Annotated in this window: 19 protein-coding genes; 6 read left to right on the top strand and 13 right to left on the bottom strand. The window is 64.6% G+C overall.

Translation table 11 applies throughout. The features are described 5' to 3' along the window. Positions 1-148 precede the first annotated feature (148 nt). Both AC0MAZ_RS22930 and AC0MAZ_RS22935 read left to right on the top strand, forming a co-directional pair. Entirely contained in the window at positions 149-1,093 is a 945-nt protein-coding gene (locus AC0MAZ_RS22930) for an alpha/beta hydrolase (protein WP_110739167.1), read from the top strand. A gap of 35 nt (positions 1,094-1,128) precedes the next feature. Next, positions 1,129-1,599 (top strand): MaoC family dehydratase, encoded by a 471-nt coding sequence (locus AC0MAZ_RS22935; protein WP_028693061.1) that lies wholly within the window; start codon positions 1,129-1,131, stop codon positions 1,597-1,599. Positions 1,600-1,749: 150 nt separating this feature from the next. Here AC0MAZ_RS22935 and AC0MAZ_RS22940 read toward each other — a convergent pair whose 3' ends face one another. The 7 genes from AC0MAZ_RS22940 to AC0MAZ_RS22970 form a co-directional block, all read right to left on the bottom strand. Further along, the gene (locus AC0MAZ_RS22940; protein ID WP_475859288.1) at positions 1,750-2,988 is read right to left on the bottom strand and encodes an RNA polymerase sigma factor; all 1,239 of its coding nucleotides are present in this window, start codon (positions 2,986-2,988) and stop codon (positions 1,750-1,752) included. Between the two features lie 41 nt (positions 2,989-3,029). Beyond that, entirely contained in the window at positions 3,030-3,374 is a 345-nt protein-coding gene (locus AC0MAZ_RS22945; protein WP_203651392.1) for a YciI family protein, read from the bottom strand. Positions 3,375-3,416: 42 nt separating this feature from the next. Continuing rightward, positions 3,417-3,842 (bottom strand): YybH family protein, encoded by a 426-nt coding sequence (locus AC0MAZ_RS22950; RefSeq protein WP_254464638.1) that lies wholly within the window; start codon positions 3,840-3,842, stop codon positions 3,417-3,419. A gap of 94 nt (positions 3,843-3,936) precedes the next feature. Beyond that, complete coding sequence (gene aac(6'), locus AC0MAZ_RS22955) at positions 3,937-4,389, bottom strand: aminoglycoside 6'-N-acetyltransferase (protein WP_232857282.1); 453 nt, start codon at positions 4,387-4,389, stop codon at positions 3,937-3,939. A 24-nt stretch (positions 4,390-4,413) separates the two neighbouring features. Continuing rightward, complete coding sequence (locus AC0MAZ_RS22960; protein ID WP_232857281.1) at positions 4,414-5,055, bottom strand: LysE family translocator; 642 nt, start codon at positions 5,053-5,055, stop codon at positions 4,414-4,416. Between the two features lie 77 nt (positions 5,056-5,132). Next, positions 5,133-5,330, bottom strand: coding sequence for a hypothetical protein (locus AC0MAZ_RS22965; protein WP_232857280.1), 198 nt, complete (start codon positions 5,328-5,330; stop codon positions 5,133-5,135). A gap of 91 nt (positions 5,331-5,421) precedes the next feature. Continuing rightward, positions 5,422-6,375, bottom strand: a complete 954-nt coding sequence (locus AC0MAZ_RS22970; RefSeq protein ID WP_475859291.1) for a threonine dehydratase — start codon at positions 6,373-6,375, stop codon at positions 5,422-5,424. Between the two features lie 75 nt (positions 6,376-6,450). On the opposite strand from AC0MAZ_RS22970, the gene AC0MAZ_RS22975 reads away from it, so the two are divergent. Then, the gene (locus AC0MAZ_RS22975; protein WP_475859293.1) at positions 6,451-7,812 is read left to right on the top strand and encodes an aminotransferase-like domain-containing protein; all 1,362 of its coding nucleotides are present in this window, start codon (positions 6,451-6,453) and stop codon (positions 7,810-7,812) included. A gap of 39 nt (positions 7,813-7,851) precedes the next feature. On the opposite strand, the gene AC0MAZ_RS22980 is transcribed toward AC0MAZ_RS22975, so the two are convergent. Continuing rightward, positions 7,852-8,109: a DUF2790 domain-containing protein gene (locus AC0MAZ_RS22980; protein ID WP_028693053.1), complete on the bottom strand. Its 258-nt coding sequence runs from the start codon at positions 8,107-8,109 to the stop codon at positions 7,852-7,854. A 332-nt stretch (positions 8,110-8,441) separates the two neighbouring features. On the opposite strand from AC0MAZ_RS22980, the gene AC0MAZ_RS22985 reads away from it, so the two are divergent. After that, positions 8,442-8,891 (top strand): GNAT family N-acetyltransferase, encoded by a 450-nt coding sequence (locus AC0MAZ_RS22985; protein WP_475859295.1) that lies wholly within the window; start codon positions 8,442-8,444, stop codon positions 8,889-8,891. Here the strand turns inward: AC0MAZ_RS22985 and def are convergent. From def to AC0MAZ_RS23000, 3 genes are all read right to left on the bottom strand, one after another. Beyond that, positions 8,846-9,382, bottom strand: coding sequence for a peptide deformylase (gene def, locus AC0MAZ_RS22990; protein WP_186733041.1), 537 nt, complete (start codon positions 9,380-9,382; stop codon positions 8,846-8,848). The two genes, AC0MAZ_RS22985 and def, sit on opposite strands and share 46 nt — an antisense overlap. Beyond that, complete coding sequence (locus tag AC0MAZ_RS22995) at positions 9,382-10,338, bottom strand: YihY/virulence factor BrkB family protein (protein ID WP_234560267.1); 957 nt, start codon at positions 10,336-10,338, stop codon at positions 9,382-9,384. Before AC0MAZ_RS22995 ends, def begins: the two co-directional genes overlap by 1 nt. 165 nt (positions 10,339-10,503) lie before the next feature. Next, positions 10,504-10,683, bottom strand: coding sequence for a CsbD family protein (locus tag AC0MAZ_RS23000; RefSeq protein ID WP_050706819.1), 180 nt, complete (start codon positions 10,681-10,683; stop codon positions 10,504-10,506). Positions 10,684-10,895: 212 nt separating this feature from the next. Here AC0MAZ_RS23000 and AC0MAZ_RS23005 point away from each other — a divergent pair, with 212 nt between their 5' ends. Then, on the top strand, positions 10,896-11,276 hold the full coding sequence (locus tag AC0MAZ_RS23005; protein ID WP_050706820.1) for a hypothetical protein: 381 nt from the start codon (positions 10,896-10,898) through the stop codon (positions 11,274-11,276). Here the strand turns inward: AC0MAZ_RS23005 and AC0MAZ_RS23010 are convergent, their stop codons facing one another. Further along, positions 11,277-12,113 carry a CvfB family protein gene (locus AC0MAZ_RS23010; RefSeq protein ID WP_110739178.1) on the bottom strand — a complete coding sequence of 279 codons (837 nt, stop codon included), beginning with the start codon at positions 12,111-12,113 and terminating at the stop codon, positions 11,277-11,279. A gap of 130 nt (positions 12,114-12,243) precedes the next feature. Here AC0MAZ_RS23010 and AC0MAZ_RS23015 point away from each other — a divergent pair, with 130 nt between their 5' ends. Further along, the gene (locus AC0MAZ_RS23015; protein WP_475859298.1) at positions 12,244-13,104 is read left to right on the top strand and encodes a DUF6279 family lipoprotein; all 861 of its coding nucleotides are present in this window, start codon (positions 12,244-12,246) and stop codon (positions 13,102-13,104) included. Positions 13,105-13,274: 170 nt separating this feature from the next. On the opposite strand, the gene aceK is transcribed toward AC0MAZ_RS23015, so the two are convergent. Further along, entirely contained in the window at positions 13,275-14,990 is a 1,716-nt protein-coding gene (gene aceK, locus AC0MAZ_RS23020) for a bifunctional isocitrate dehydrogenase kinase/phosphatase (RefSeq protein WP_475859300.1), read from the bottom strand. Positions 14,991-15,037 lie beyond the last annotated feature (47 nt).

A 15,037-nucleotide genomic window follows, 5' to 3' on the forward strand; every position in this document is an offset into this window, starting at 1 on the left:
AGGTGTTCAGCCGACGTTAGCAGCTCTGTCGAAGGTGGCAAATACGCCAAGTGCCGCCATTAACATTGTGAATCTCTTTTCCGCCCTTCCTGCAATCGATGGCTTTGCGCATACACTGTTGGGCAACCTCCGCGCGCAAGGACCCGCCATGCCCCACGACGCCTTCTGGCTCCCCGCCAGCGAGCATTGCAGCCTTTATGTCCACCAATGGCTGCCGGCCACACCGGTCAAGGCCGTGGTGCTGCTGGCCCATGGCATGGCCGAGCATGCCGGGCGCTACCAGCGCCTGGGCCATGCGCTCAACGCGGCCGGCTACGGGCTGCTCGCCCCCGACCTGCGCGGCCACGGCCGCACCGCTGAACTGGGCAGCCTGGGCCTGTTCGCCCGGCAAAATGGCTGGAATGCCGTGCTCAACGACCTGGGCCTGCTGGCCCAGCACATCGGCCAGCAGTTTCCGGGAACCCCGCTGTTCCTGTTCGGCCACAGCATGGGCAGCTACATCGGCCAGGCCTACCTGCTGCACCACAGCGCCAGCCTGCAGGGCGCGATCCTCAGCGGTTCGAACTTCCAGCCGGTGGCGCTGTACCGCGCGGCGCGCCTGATTGCCCGTCTCGAGGCCTGGCGCCAGGGCCCGCTGGGCAAGAGCGCGCTGATCGACTGGCTGTCGTTCGGCTCGTTCAACAAGGCGTTCAAGCCCAACCGCACCGCTTTCGACTGGCTCAGCCGTGATGCCGCGGAGGTGGACAAGTACATCGCCGATCCGCTGTGCGGCTTTCGCTGCAGTAACCAGCTGTGGCTCGACCTGCTGCAGGGGTTGGCGCAGATCAGTCAGAAGAAGAACCTGGCGCAGATCGATCCGAACCTGCCGATCTTCGTGCTGGGCGGCGAATGTGATCCGGTGAGTGCCGGCAAGCGTCTCACCCACCTGGCCGACGCCCTGCGCGCGACCGGCAACCGTCATGTACAGTTGCGCATCTACCCCGGCGCACGCCACGAAGTGCTCAACGAAACCCATCGCGACGAGGTCACCGCCGAGATCATCGGCTGGCTGGAGCAGGCGCTGGCCCTTGGCCGCCCTGCCCGCAGTGAATGATCGGCAGCCTCGTCCGTTCCACAAGGAAGCCCCTGATGACCCAGGTCACCAACACGCCTTACGAAGCCCTCGAAGTCGGCCAGAAAGCTGAATACAAGAAGTCCGTGGCAGAACGCGACATCCAGCTGTTCGCCGCCATGTCCGGCGACCACAACCCGGTGCACCTGGATGCCGAGTTCGCCGCCAAGAGCATGTTCAAGGAACGCATCGCCCACGGCATGTTCAGCGGCGCGCTGATCAGCGCCGCAGTGGCCTGCACCCTGCCTGGCCCGGGCACCATCTACCTGGGCCAGCAGATGAGCTTCCAGAAGCCGGTGAAGATCGGCGACGAGCTGACCGTGCGCCTGGAAATCCTCGAGAAGCTGCCCAAGTTCAAGGTGCGTATCGCCACCAACGTGTACAACCAGAACGACGAGCTGGTGGTCGCCGGCGAAGCCGAGATCCTCGCGCCGCGCAAACAGCAGACCGTCGAGCTGGTGAGCCCGCCGGAATTCGTTGCCAGCTGAAAGCACTGCGGCTCTCACGGTCACTGTAGGAGCGGCCTTGTGCCGCGAAAGGGCTGCGCAGCAGTCCCTGGATTTCAGCGTCCATGCATAGATCGCCGGGGCTGCTACGCAGCCCTTTCGCGGCACGAGGCCGCTCCTACAGGTATGACCTCACCCCAGCTCGCGCAAGCGCCGCTCGATATGGCGGCGTTCCGGCCCCTGCCGGGTCAGCGTCAATGCCTGCTGCCAGGCCTCGCGGGCCTGTTCGGTATTGCCCAGCTGCCGATGCAGTTCGGCGCGCGCGGCATGGGCCAGGTGGTATTCGCCCAGTTCGCCCCGCTCGAGAATTGCTTCGACCGCCCGCAACCCGACCTGCGCGCCATCGCGCCGGGCCAGTGCCGCCGCCCAGTTCAGCTCCACCACCGGTGACGGCCAGTGACGCTGCAGCACATCGTACAGACCGACGATCTCGTCCCAATCGGTGGCCTCGGCGCTGGGTGCTTCAGCATGCAGCGCGGCAATCGCCGCCTGCACGCTGTAGGGGCCGAACTCCCGGCCGCTCAGGGCCTGGCGCACCAACTGGCTGCCCTCCTCTATCTGTGCCCGGTCCCACAGGCTCCGGTCCTGTTCGTCGAGCAGCACCAGCTCGCCGTTGGTATCGCTGCGCGCGTTCTGCCGCGAGGCCTGCAACAGCATCAGCGCCAACAGCCCCAGCACCTCGGCATCCGGCAGCAACTGCGCGAGCAACCGGCCCAGGCGGATGGCCTCGTCGGTCAGCGCGCGTGTGGTGACATCCTCGCCCGAAGACGCCGAATAGCCCTCGTTGAACACCAGGTAGATCACCCGCAGCACACTCTCCAGCCGCTCCGGCAACTCGCCCAGCTCCGGCACCTGGTAGGGGATCTGCGCATCGCGAATCTTGGCCTTGGCGCGCACGATGCGCTGGGCGATGGTCGCCGGGCTCTGCAGGAAGGCGCGGGCGATCTGCTCGGTGGTCAGGTCGCAGACCTCGCGCAGTGTCAGCGGCACCTGGGCATCGAAGGCCAGGGCTGGGTGGCAGCAGGTGAAGATCAGGCGCAGCCGATCGTCGACCAGCAGCTCCTGCTCGCCCGGGTCCTGGGCCTCGCCCTCCAGCAGCATGATCAGGTCCGCCTGGGAGCGGTCGAAACGGGCACGCCGACGCAAGGCGTCGATGGCCTTGAAGCGGCCAGCGGAGACCAGCCAGGCCCGCGGATTGTCCGGGATGCCATCGCGCTGCCAGCGCTCGACGGCAATGAAGAAGGCGTCATGCAGGGCCTCCTCGGCCAGGTCGAAGTCTCCCAGCAGGCGGATCAGGGTGGCCAGGATGCGCCGGGAGTCGCGGCGGTAGACCGCCGCCACTTCATCCCGGATTTGCCCTTCGCTATTCATCAGCCCGGCGATACCTGGGTCATCGTGCTCTCCTTATTGGGTCAGGGTTGCAACTCACGCACCGGACGCACCTCGACGCTGCCGACCCGCGCCGCCGGAATGCCCCTGGCGATGTTCAACGCTTCATTGAGGTCGCGGGCATCGACCAGGTAGAACCCGGCCAACTGCTCCTTGGTCTCGGCGAACGGACCGTCGGTCAGGCTCATGTGTCCGGCGCGCACGCGTACCGTGGTGGCCGTCTGCACGGGCTTGAGCGCCTCGGCGGCGATCATCCGCCCGGAGCCCTGGATGGACTCGGCGTAGGCCATGCATTCGGCGTCCTCGGGGCTGTCGGGCAGGCTGTGCAACAGCGCTTCATCACAATAGACCAGGCACAGGTATTTCATGATCGTCTCCGGGGCGAGGTGGCGATAGGCGGTCGAGGGCGTTCAAGGTTTGAGATCGAACAGCGCTTTTTGCGTTTCCATGTCGAACGGTGCCGACCAGTGTTCGTGGATGACCTGCCATTGGCCGCCGCTGCGCCGGTAGCCGACAGTGGCGCGCATGAAGCCGCACTGGCTCTCATCGTCGCCCGGGCCACAGCGGTTGAGCCAGTGGGCCAGGCCCAGGTCGCCGTCGGCGTGCACGGTCAGCTGCGCCAATTCGAACACCATCGGCCCGGTGCACATGCCCATGCACATTTCCCAGTGGGCGCGGTAGGCGGCCTTGCCCTTGAATTGCAGGGCCTGGATGGCGTCGAAGGCGACAATGTCGTCGGCGTAGGGGGCGACGATACGGTCGACGTCACGCTCGCGCACGGCTTGCATCCACTGTTCGATCAGTTGCTTCAGTTCATGCTCGGCTGCAGTGTTCATCGGTGTTTCCTCCGAAGACTCATCAGGGTTGGTGGTGACGCTTTCAACACTGGTCGAACGGGAAAACGGCAAATCGACAACTGCCCGGAAATTTTCAGTCGAGGGGCGCGACTGGCTTGAGGAAGTACACGACACGCTCGGTCTCGGCAAAGCCCAGGGCCGCGTGCATGCGCTGGCTGCCAAGGTTGTCCAGCGCGGCGTCCGAGGCCAGTTCGCGGCAACCTTTGCCATCGGCCCACCGTTCGACAGCCGCGATCAGCTGGCGGGCGACGCCCTGGCCGCGCGAGGCCTGTTCAACAAAGACGCCTTCGAGGTACGCCACCGGCGAAGTATTGCTGCCATTGACATAGTCATGACGCACCGACGCCTCGGCCAGCCCTTGCGCCCTGCCCTGCTCGTCATACGCCAGCAGGGCCACGAAGGTTGCGGGGCGGCCGGCGATATCGGCCATTTCCGCCAGGTGGTCAGTCGCCGCACTGTCGGGCCACAAGGCGCTGCGCAAGTGCAGCCAGGCCGGGCTGCCCGGGTCAGTGCAGGGTTGGATCATTGCCACTTCTGGGAACTCCATGACTCAAACGGGTGTAGACAAGATGAACTCACGATAACCGGAGAGAATCACATACACCGCGAAATAACAGAAAATGGCCGCCGACAGCAGGTAGGACCACGTCAGCAGCCGATCACCGAGCAAGCGCCCACCATGGCTGGCGATGGCGCAGAGCGACACGCACCAGACCAACCCGGCGGCGAAGAAGCCCCCGAGGAACAGACCCGCGTCGAGCAGGCTGCCGCCACCAGACCTGGAGATCAGCACCCCACCCACCGCCGCGAACCAGAGGATCGCGCTGGGCGAGGACATGGCCAGGAAGATCCCGCGCAGGAACTCGCGCCAGCCAGACTCCACCACCACTTCGCCCCGCGACTCCAGGTGCCCGCCGCGCCAGGCCGCCAGCAGCATCTTCACGGCAAACCACACCAGCAGTGCCGAACCGCCCAGCCACAGGGCCCAGCGCACGCTTTCGAACTGCAACAGCACGGTCATCCCGGCCAGAGCAGCAATTGCATAGACCAGGTCGCCGACGCAGGTACCCAGTCCCAGCCAGAACCCTTGGAGAAAGCCGCGCTGCATGGCCAGGGTGATCATGGCGATATTGGCCATGCCGATGTCCAGGCACAGGGAAAGGCTGAGGAGAAAACCGTTGGAGAAAGGCATGGCGCACTCTGGACGTAATCAGGGGTGCACATTGAACCCGAGGGTGCGCTTGCCGTACAGAAAGAAAGTTCACTCGCTCAGACAGATTCCGACTGGCCTGTGCAGTCGGAAACATAGTCTTCCACGGCTTGTTGAAACGCTTCGTGCAACCCATGCAGAGTGCTGGCGTGAAAACTGATGATACCGATCATGCCAAGTACACGTCCGACGAAGATCTGGTCATGCGCATCGTATTCGACACTGGCCTCGTAGCCCCTGTAGTGAATGTGATTCATCGTCGATCCCCAGAAATGCCTCGCAGGTAGACAAAAATGCTACCAAGACCGGGGAAGCTCTTCTGCCTCGACATTCATTCAGAATTTTTCATCACCCCGCCAACACCTGCGCATAACGCCCACGATCCACATTGGCGCCACTGAGCACCACCGCCACACGCTTGCCGGCCTGACGCCCACGTTCCTGCATCAATGCGGCCAGGGCAGCGGCACCGGCACCTTCGGCGGTGTTGTGGGTGGTCTCGTGGTAGAGCCGCATGGCCTCGCCGATCTCGTCGTCGCTCACCCGCACGATGCGTGCGGCATGCTCGCGCACCAGGGCGAAGGCATCGGGGTGCGGCACGCGACAGGCCATGCCGTCGGCGAAGGTGTTGGCGCTGGCGGTGGTGATGATGCGACCCTGCTCGAAGCTCTGGGCATGAGCGTCTGCCGCAGCGGATACCACGCCGACGATCTCGGTGGACAGCCCCAGCAGATTGCGCGCCTGGATCAGCCCGCAGATGCCCGAGCCCATGCCGATCGGCACATACACGCAATCCAGCTCGGCCACCGCCTCGAACAGCTCCAAGGCGTAGGTGGCCACACCGCGCACCAGCTCTGGGTGGAACGATGGGACCATCTGGTAGCCGCGTTCCTCGGCCAGGCGCGCCGCCTCTTCACGGGCAACGTCGAAGTCCACGCCGTGCTCCACCAGTTCCGCGCCCAGGGCGCGCATGGCGGCATTCTTCTCTCGCGAGTTGCCTTCAGGCACCACGATCACCAGCGGCAAGCCCGCCTGGCGCGCCGCCAGGGCCATGCTCTGGCCATGGTTGCCGCGGGTGGCGGTGACCAGCCCGCGGGGGACTTCGCCAGCTGCCTGCAGGGAACGCACGTAGACCAGCCCACCACGCACCTTGAAGGCACCGGTGGGGGCATGGTTCTCATGCTTGACCCAGAGCTGGCAACCCAGCCGCTCGGCCAGCAGCGGCCAGGCATGCTGCGGGGTCGGCGGAACGTGCTGGTGAACAAAGTCGGCGGCTTCACGCAGGGCGGGCAAGTCGAACATGGCGATCTTCCTTCATCGGTAGGGCTTGATCCGATCCTAAGCGCCGGTCATTGTATGGGTCCAAACATATATTGCATGGGTAGCAATTTCGTGTGGATTCCCTCCCTGCCAGACAACGACCAGCCGCGCTACCTGGCGCTGGTCGAAGCCATTGCCGGCGCCATCGAACAGGGCGAGCTGAAAGCCGGCGAACGCCTGCCGCCCCAGCGTCGCCTGGCCTGGACGCTGGGCCTGAACCCAAGCACCACGCAACAGGCGTACCGCGAGGCTGCGGCGCGGCACCTGGTGTCCGGTGAAGTGGGGCGCGGCACCTACGTGCTGGCCAGCAGCAAGGAGGCGACACTATTCCGCCTCAAGCAGCCCGACCGCCAGCACCCGGTGATCGACCTGTCGACCAACGTGCCAGTGGCCGATCCGCACAATCTTGACCTCGAACACAGCCTGCGCAGACTGCTCGAACAGGGTGAAACCACCCTGCTCGACCATTACCTGGGGCCGGAGCAATTGCTACTGGGGCGGATCCAGGGCGCCCGCTGGCTGGCCAATCGCGGCCTGGACCTGAGACCCGAGGAGGTGCTGCTCTGCGGTGGCGCCCAACAGGCCTTGATCCTGGTGCTGCAGTCACTGTGCCAGGCAGGCGAGCCGGTGATGGTCGAAGCGTTGACCGCCCCGGGCATCAAGGCGGCCTGTCGACAGCTGCGCCTGCCGGTGCAGGGGGTGGCTCTGGATGAACAGGGTTTGCGCCCGGACGAACTGGACCGCGTCGTGCGGGCCAGTGGCGCGCGGGTACTGGTGACCACCCCGACCCTGCACAACCCGACCGGGGCCTGCATGGGCGAGGCCCGGCGCCAGGCGCTGGCGGCAGTCGCCAGGCGCCACGACTTGCTGGTGATCGAGGATGACGTGTACGGCGCCTTGACCGACCGGCCGCCGCTGTACCCTTTGCTCGAAGGCCGCGGGGTGCTGATCAGCAGTTTGTCCAAGACCGTGGCCGCCGGCCTGCGCCTGGGCTGGATCGTGGCGCGGCCAGCGTTGCTGGAGCAGATCGACCCCTATGCCCAGGCCACCCATTGGTCGGTGTCGCCATTGAACCTGCACATCGCTTGCCAGTGGATTTCGGACGGGACCGCCGCACGGCGACTGGCCTGGCAGCGGGAGGAACTGGCCGAGCGTTGGCGCCTGGCGCGGGCGTTGCTGGGTAATGCACTGCAGGTGGACAGCGTGCCTTCGCCCCATGCCTGGCTGACCACGTCTGCAGAAGCCGAGACGCTGGTTGCCCGGTGTCGGGCGCAAGGAGTGGAGATCGTGCCGGCCAGTGTGTTCGCGGTGGGCACGGAGCGTGTGCGGGCAGTGCGGGTCAGCCTGTCGGCGGCGCACAGCCGCGCGCAGTTGAAGCAGGGGCTGGAGCTCGTCCGGGATTTACACCTGCCCCTGTAGGAGCGGCCTTGTGCCGCTCCTACAGGGATTGTGCGCGGCTCAGTTCAGCCGGCAACCCTCACCCAGGGCACGGTACTGAAGGGTGTGCACCTGTCCCTGATGGTCCTCGTAGGTCATGGTGGCGGGCACCACTTCACAGACGTTGGGGATCGTCGACAGGCTGATCACGCGCTTGATGTCGAGGTTGGTGGAATAGTCGTACTGCTCGACCACGGGTTGGGTGTCTGCGGTCTTGACCTGGTCCGCGAAGGCGAGCGAGGACATACCGACCAATGCAAGAATCAGTAAGGCTTTCATGGATAACGACCTTGATGGCTATCAAGCTGATCGCGTGACTTCTGATGCCGTCAATGGCGCGGAGAAGTTGTCATCGACTGCGAAGATGACACGAAGTACCGATCCCGCTTTATCGTACTGCCGGGGGGATGAGTGAAAGTCTACTCCGCAGTCAGAATAGTTGAACCCCTGGGTCGGTTATTCACCCTTGCCGGATTTGCAACAATCTGCGACAAAGAACCGTCATTTTTCCTGCACGGGCCCTGTCGCGGGACAAGCCCGCTCCTACAGGCTGTATGCGACCTTGTGGGAGCGGGCTTGCCCCGCGATGAGCCCTACAGCGTGAGCCACGCATGCCGCCCCTGACCTGCACCCTTCTGCCCCCTATCCAGCGCCGCCTGCTGGAGCAGTTCTATCGCCAGCACGGCTCGCGCATGCGCGCCGCCGGTGATGGCGAGCAGTGGGTCGCGCGCAGCGGTGGAATCGTCGGCGGAATGAACCTGACACCCGTAGAGGGCGGCTACTGGCTGACCGGCCTGTTCGTCGCCCCGCAATGGCGTGGCCGGCAGATCGCCTCGCAACTGGTAGAGGCCGCGCTGGCCGACAGCACCTGCGCGACCTGGCTGTTCTGCCATCCGGACCTGACGCCCTTCTACCAGCGCCTGGCCTTCACGCCCGCCACCACACTGCCCGAAGCCCTGGCCTCGCGCCTGGCCCGTTACCAGCGCAGCAAGCCCTTGGTGGCGCTGGTGCGGGATCAGTCGTCGGCCACATCGAGCCCGGGGAACAGCACGTCGGTGTAGCCGAACTTGCTGAAGTCCTGGATGCGTGAGGGGTACAACCGGCCGATCAGGTGATCGCACTCATGCTGCACCACCCGCGCATGAAAGCCATCGGCAAAGCGGTTGATCGGGTTGCCCTGGGGGTCGATGCCCGAATAGCTGATGTGCTTGTAGCGCGGCACCACGCCGCGCAGGCCCGGCACCGACAGGCAGCCTTCCCAGCCGTCCTCGACTTCCGTGGCCAGCGGCGTGATCACCGGGTTGAGCAGGATGGTCCGCGGCACCGGCTCGGCGTCCGGGTAGCGCTCGCTGCGCTCGAAGCCGAAGATCACCAGTTGCAGGTCGATGCCGATCTGCGGCGCGGCCAGGCCGACGCCACCGACATGGGCCATGGTCTCGAACATGTCGTCGATCAGTTGCTTGAGCTCAGGGCTGCCGAGCATGTGCTCCGGCACCGGCGGGGCGATGCGCAGCAGGCGTTCATCGCCCATCTTGAGAATGTCGCGGATCATCAGGTATTCGGCTCGCGGGTCTGGGGTTCGGGTGTCACCGGGTGCTCATGGCCGAGCACGGTGACGGTCTGTTGTGGATTATCCTGGGCGAACTCCTTCTCGCCGGGGTTCTTGCCCTCGGCGGACATATGCTCGATCACCGCGTTCATCTCGGCCCCCAGCAGCAGCACCGCGGCAGAGATGTAGAAGTACAGCAACAGCACGATGATCGCCCCGATACTGCCATACATGGCGTTGTAGTCGGCAAAGGTCTTCACGTAGTAGGCAAAGCCCAGCGACGCGACGATCCACACCACTACCGCCAGCACCGAGCCTGGGGTGATGAAGCGGAATTTCTGCTTCACATCGGGCATCACGTAGTAGATCAGCGCCACCGCCACCATCATCAGGATGATGATCGCCGGCCAGCGCAGGATGGTCCAGACGATGACCACCGCCTCCTCCAGCCCCACCTGGGAGGCGATCCAGCCCATGACCTGCGGCCCCAGCACCATCAGCGCGGCGGCCGCCAGGAGCATGCCGGCGACGCCGACGGTATAGATGATCGACAGCGGGATGCGCTTCCATACCGGCCGCCCTTCGGGTACGTCGTAGGCGGCATTCATCGCGCTCATCATCAGGCGCACGCCCGCCGAGGCGGTCCACAGGGCGATCACGATACCCACCGACAGCAATCCGCCCTTGGACTGCTGCAACTGGTCGATCACCGGGTTGACCTGCTCCAGGGCCTGGGGCGGCAGCACCAGCTCGGACTGCAGGCGCAGCCAGGAGAAGAAGTCGGGCAGGTGCAAAAAACCGATCAGGGCGATCAGGAACAGCAGGAACGGGAACAGCGAGAACAGCATCTGGTAGGCCAGCGCGGAGGCATAGGTGGACATCTCGTCGTCGAGGAACTCCTTGACGGTGCGCACCAGCACGCGGTGCAGGGGCAGGCCGCGCAGGTCGGGGAAAATCATAGCGTCTCCTTTCGCCGCTTGATCGGGGTGGCAATGCAACCAGTCTAATAGACCAGGCGGCGAGCGTGCTGTTCGCTGGCGCGTTGCCGAACGCACAATGCAATCGCGGGGCAAGCCCACTCCCACCGCGTGAGAGCGCACTGCCCCGCGACTATGCCACTGCGATCAAGGTTTCTTCACGGCATCCTTGACCTTGCCCACGGCCTGCTGCGCCTCGCCCTTCAACTCCTGGGCCTTGCCCTCGGCGCGCAGCCTGTCGTTGTCGGTCACCTTGCCGACGCCCTGCTTGATGTTGCCCACGGCCTCGTTGGCCAGGCCTTTCGCTTTATCCTTGGTGCCGCTCATGGGATGTCTCCTTGCCGGAAAGACACGGGAAATCGTGTCGACACCTGATCGACCCACGGCCGCTCGCAGGAGTTTCAATTAGTTTGCCTGGTCCCAGCCCAACGGCCTCGCGTTTTCCCCGTGGGAGCGGCGGCGTGCCGATGCGACTTGCCCCGCGATGAGCCCACCCGCACAATATCAGGCCAATCTAGCGTCAACCCGCAGGAACCTGCATGAAACTCGACAAACCCACCGCCATCGCCCGGCGCAACGAAGCACTGACCCGGCCGGTGCTCAACCGCGACAACACCCTGTTCGCCATCCTCGACAAGAAGCGCAACCTGTGGTGGTTCGAGGTGCCGGTGGCGCTGCTGCGCAAAGGCCAGCCAGACTGGGTCAACCTGCTGCTGCACACCCCGGAAACCGATGAACTGCAGCACCTGAAGGTACCGACCAACTTCCTGCGCGCTCACCAGGAGCAGATGGAAGTGCGCAACGCCGGTAAACGCCGCTCGACCATCAGCCTGGCCCTGAGCGCCGACCGCGACTCGCTGCTGCGCGACAGCCGCCCGGGTGGCGAGCAGCTGGACTTCAGCACCTTCGTGCAGGCCTGATCAGGCCCGCTCGATGCGATCGTCATGGATGACGATCCGGCCCTGCTTGAACAGTGCGCCGATAGCTTTCTTGAAGTTGCCCTTGCTGACATTGAACATCTGGCTGATCAGCGCCGGATCGCTCTTGTCGCACACCGCCAGCACGCCGCCATTGGCTTCAAGGCGCTGCATGATCTGCTCGGACAAGCCGTCGGCCAGGGCCTGGCCCACCGGCTGCAGGCTCAGGGCGATCTTGCCATCGGCGCGCACTTCCTTGATGAAGCCCTTCTCGTGCATGCCCGAACGCAGGAACTTGAACACTTCGTTCTTGTGGATCAGGCCCCAGTGGCGGTTGTTGATGATTGCCTTGAAGCCCATCGGCGTCTCGCCGGCCACCAGCAGCTCGACCGGCTGGCCGACCTGGTAGTCCACCGGGGTGCGGTCCAGGTAACGGTCCAGCTTGGCGGTGGCGGTGATGCGCCGGGTGCGTTTGTCCAGGTAGGCGTGGACCACGCAGTAGTCACCGATCTTCAGTGGCCGGGACTCTTCCGAGTAGGGCATCAGCAGGTCCTTGGACAGGCCCCAGTCGAGGAAGATGCCCGCGCCGTTGATGTCCTTGACCTTGAGGCTGGCGAACTCGCCCACCTGCATCTTCGGCTTCTCGGTGGTGGCGATCAGCTGGTCCTCGCTGTCGAGGTAGATGAACACGTTGAGCCAGTCGTCCAGCTCGAGTTCGGCATCCTTGGGGAAGTAGCGCCGTGGCAGGAGGATCTCGCCGTCGGCACCGCCGTCCAGGTACAGGCCGAATTCCACGTGTTTCACGATTTGCAAACTGTTGTAACGCCCAAGCAGAGCCATTTCCGAAGATCCTCAAGACAAGGCGGCTATTCTAACACTTGACCCGCCCGTCCGCCCGAGCGCGCATGCGCCGGAACCCTCGGGCCCACCTTGCGTCCACCGCCTGGCCAGCCTGTGCAAGGATTCGCTCATGCCCCGACGCCTGCCCCAAACCCTGCTGCTCGTCATCGGCTTCGCCCTGGCCCTTGTGGCCTGCAGCCGCATCGACCTGGCCTACCGCAACCTTGACCGCCTGGTGCCCTGGTCGCTGGACGACTACCTGGACATGAACCGCGAGCAGAAACAGCTGCTCGACGAACGGCTCAGAGAACAACTGGCCTGGCACTGCAAGACGCAGCTGCCCGGCTACCTCGACTGGCTCGACCGGGTGCGGCTGATGGTGGCCGAAGACGCAGTCACCGACCAGGCCCTGGAGCAACGCACCCTCGAAGCCCGCCAGGCCATCGGCCGGGTGGCCACGGCGATCACCCCCTCGGCCACCGAACTGCTGCGCGGGATGAGCGACACCCAGGTCGCCGAGATGCGCCAGGCGTTTCGCGCCGACATCGACAAGCGCCGCAAAACCTACGACGAAACCCCGCTGCCCAAACAGATCGAACAACGCGCCGCACGCATGCAGAAGCGCCTGGAACCCTGGCTGGGTGAACTCAGCGCCCAGCAACGCTTGCGGGTGATGAGCTGGTCCCATGCCCTGGGCGACCAGAACCGCCAGTCGATCGCCAATCGCGCGCACTGGCAGCAGCAGCTGGTGCTGGCAATGGACCAGCGCGCCACGCCCGGCTTCGAACCGCGCCTGGCGCAACTGCTGCAGCGCAAGGAAAGTTTGTGGACGGCGGAGTACCGCCAGGCCTATGAGAACAGTGAACAGCAGGCGCGCAGCCTGCTGGTCGACTTGATGAAGCAAAGCAGCCTTGCGCAGAAGCAGTTCCTGCAGCAGCGCCTGGGCAAGGTGCGGGCGGATTTCAGTGAGCTCAAGTGCCTGAGAGGTTGAAGTTAGCTGGGCTGCTCAAGCCATACCCCCCATGTAGGAGCGGCCTTGTGCCGCGAAAGGGCTGCAAAGCAGCCCCAGGATTTCAGCTTCGCAGCGAAAATGCCGGGGCCGCGTTGCGGCCCTTTCGCGGCACAAGGCCGCTCCTACAGGGTTACATGTTTGGGCGCCATTCAGCGCCCCTTGCGCCGATACGGAAAAACATCGATCACCTTCCCGGCGCGGATCGCCTCCTGCAGCCCTTTCCAGTAATCGGCGTCATACAACTCGCCATGCAGTCGGCTGAACAAGCGGCGCTGGCCGATATCGGCGAACAGGAACGGCGGAAACTCCTCGGGGAACACGTCGTGCGGCCCGATCGAGTACCACGGTTCGCCCGACATCTCGTCCTCGGGGTAGCGCGGCGGCGGGATATGGCGGAAGTTGACCTCGGTGAGGTAGCTGATCTCGTCGTAATCGTAGAACACCACCCGGCCATGGCGAGTAACGCCGAAGTTCTTCAGCAGCATGTCACCGGGGAAGATGTTGGCCGCCGCCAGCTGCTTGATCGCCAGCCCGTAGTCCTCCAGCGCTTCCAGCACCTGGGCTTCGCTGGCCTGTTCAAGGTAGAGATTGAGCGGGGTCATGCGTCGCTCGGTCCAGCAGTGACGAATGAGTACCGTGTCCCCATCCAGCGCCACGGTGGAGGGCGCCACTTCCAGCAGCTCGGCAAGGCAGTCGGGGTCGAACTTGGCGCGGGGGAAGCGAAAATCGGCGAACTCCTGGGTGTCGGCCATGCGTCCGACGCGATCCACGCTCTTCACCAGGCGATATTTCTCAATCACCGTGGCGCGATCAACAGTCTTGGACGGCGAGAAACGATCCTTGATGATCTTGAACACCGTGTTGAAGCCCGGCAGGGTGAACACGCTCATCACCATCCCGCGCACCCCCGGCGCCATGATGAAGCGGTCGTCGCTGTTGGCCAGGTGGTTGATCAGTGCGCGGTAGAACTCCGACTTGCCGTGTTTGTAGAAGCCGATCGAGGTGTACAGCTCGGCGATGTGCTTGCCCGGCAGGATGCGCTTGAGGAAGTTGACGAACTCCGCCGGCACCGGCACATCGACCATGAAGTACGAACGGGTGAAGGAGAAGATGATCGACACCTCCGCCTCATCGGTGATCAGCGTATCGGCCTCGATGCCATGGCCTTCGCGGTGCAGCAGCGGGATCACCAGCGGCCACTGCTCGTCGGGGGTGTACAGGCGCCCGACCAGGTAGGCGCCCTTGTTGCGGTAGAGCACCGGGGTGAACAGCTCCACTGCCAGCGCCGGGTCCTTGCACACCCAGTCGGGCAGGCATTCACGCAGCTGGTCCTGCAACCGCGACAGGTCGCCCTCCAGGTCCCCGTAGGGCACGTTGAAGCGGTAATCGGCGAAGATTGCCCGCAACAGCCCCTTCAGTCCACCGTCCAGCGCATAGGTGCGGGTCTGCGCCGCGCGCTCGTGGCCGCGCATGGACGGGCGAGTGGTGTGGATGAACATGCAGCCGTCGCTGATCTGGTCATGGCTGAACAGGCTGCAGAACAGCGAGTTGTACCAGGTCTCGGACAGCTCATCGTCCAGCCGCGGGTCGATCAGGCGGATGTAGGCGTTCTTCACCAATGGCCACTGCTCGACGTCCAGCAGTTGGGAGGTCTCGAAGCCTTGGCGCAGCCAGCCGTTGACCTCGGCGACCTTCTCTTCATAGAGGTTGATCCGCGCCGCCGCGGCACGCTGGATGTCCTGCCAGCGCGCCTGCTCGAAACGCTCGCGGGCACCGAGGGTGATGCGGCGAAAATGCTCGCGGTAGTCGTCGAAGCCATCGAGGATCATCCGGGCGATGTCGGCGGCGGGCCAGGGTTGGGTCATGCGCGGGATCTCATGGCAAGTTGAGTTAGATAGCTTAGTCGTCCGTA

The organism is Pseudomonas sp. A (genome assembly GCF_056270345.1).

Bases quoted from the DNA above. Each gene is read 5' to 3' on its own strand.
- AC0MAZ_RS22930 (WP_110739167.1), top strand. From the start codon at position 149: ATGCCCCACGACGCCTTCTGGCTCCCCGCCAGCGAGCATTGCAGCCTT.
- AC0MAZ_RS22935 (WP_028693061.1), top strand. From the start codon at position 1,129: ATGACCCAGGTCACCAACACGCCTTACGAAGCCCTCGAAGTCGGCCAG.
- AC0MAZ_RS22940 (WP_475859288.1), bottom strand. From the start codon at position 2,988: ATGAATAGCGAAGGGCAAATCCGGGATGAAGTGGCGGCGGTCTACCGC.
- AC0MAZ_RS22945 (WP_203651392.1), bottom strand. From the start codon at position 3,374: ATGAAATACCTGTGCCTGGTCTATTGTGATGAAGCGCTGTTGCACAGC.
- AC0MAZ_RS22950 (WP_254464638.1), bottom strand. From the start codon at position 3,842: ATGAACACTGCAGCCGAGCATGAACTGAAGCAACTGATCGAACAGTGG.
- AC0MAZ_RS22960 (WP_232857281.1), bottom strand. From the start codon at position 5,055: ATGCCTTTCTCCAACGGTTTTCTCCTCAGCCTTTCCCTGTGCCTGGAC.
- AC0MAZ_RS22965 (WP_232857280.1), bottom strand. From the start codon at position 5,330: ATGAATCACATTCACTACAGGGGCTACGAGGCCAGTGTCGAATACGAT.
- AC0MAZ_RS22970 (WP_475859291.1), bottom strand. From the start codon at position 6,375: ATGTTCGACTTGCCCGCCCTGCGTGAAGCCGCCGACTTTGTTCACCAG.
- AC0MAZ_RS22975 (WP_475859293.1), top strand. From the start codon at position 6,451: ATGGGTAGCAATTTCGTGTGGATTCCCTCCCTGCCAGACAACGACCAG.
- AC0MAZ_RS22980 (WP_028693053.1), bottom strand. From the start codon at position 8,109: ATGAAAGCCTTACTGATTCTTGCATTGGTCGGTATGTCCTCGCTCGCC.
- AC0MAZ_RS22985 (WP_475859295.1), top strand. From the start codon at position 8,442: ATGCCGCCCCTGACCTGCACCCTTCTGCCCCCTATCCAGCGCCGCCTG.
- def (WP_186733041.1), bottom strand. From the start codon at position 9,382: ATGATCCGCGACATTCTCAAGATGGGCGATGAACGCCTGCTGCGCATC.
- AC0MAZ_RS22995 (WP_234560267.1), bottom strand. From the start codon at position 10,338: ATGATTTTCCCCGACCTGCGCGGCCTGCCCCTGCACCGCGTGCTGGTG.
- AC0MAZ_RS23000 (WP_050706819.1), bottom strand. From the start codon at position 10,683: ATGAGCGGCACCAAGGATAAAGCGAAAGGCCTGGCCAACGAGGCCGTG.
- AC0MAZ_RS23005 (WP_050706820.1), top strand. From the start codon at position 10,896: ATGAAACTCGACAAACCCACCGCCATCGCCCGGCGCAACGAAGCACTG.
- AC0MAZ_RS23010 (WP_110739178.1), bottom strand. From the start codon at position 12,113: ATGGCTCTGCTTGGGCGTTACAACAGTTTGCAAATCGTGAAACACGTG.
- AC0MAZ_RS23015 (WP_475859298.1), top strand. From the start codon at position 12,244: ATGCCCCGACGCCTGCCCCAAACCCTGCTGCTCGTCATCGGCTTCGCC.
- aceK (WP_475859300.1), bottom strand. From the start codon at position 14,990: ATGACCCAACCCTGGCCCGCCGCCGACATCGCCCGGATGATCCTCGAT.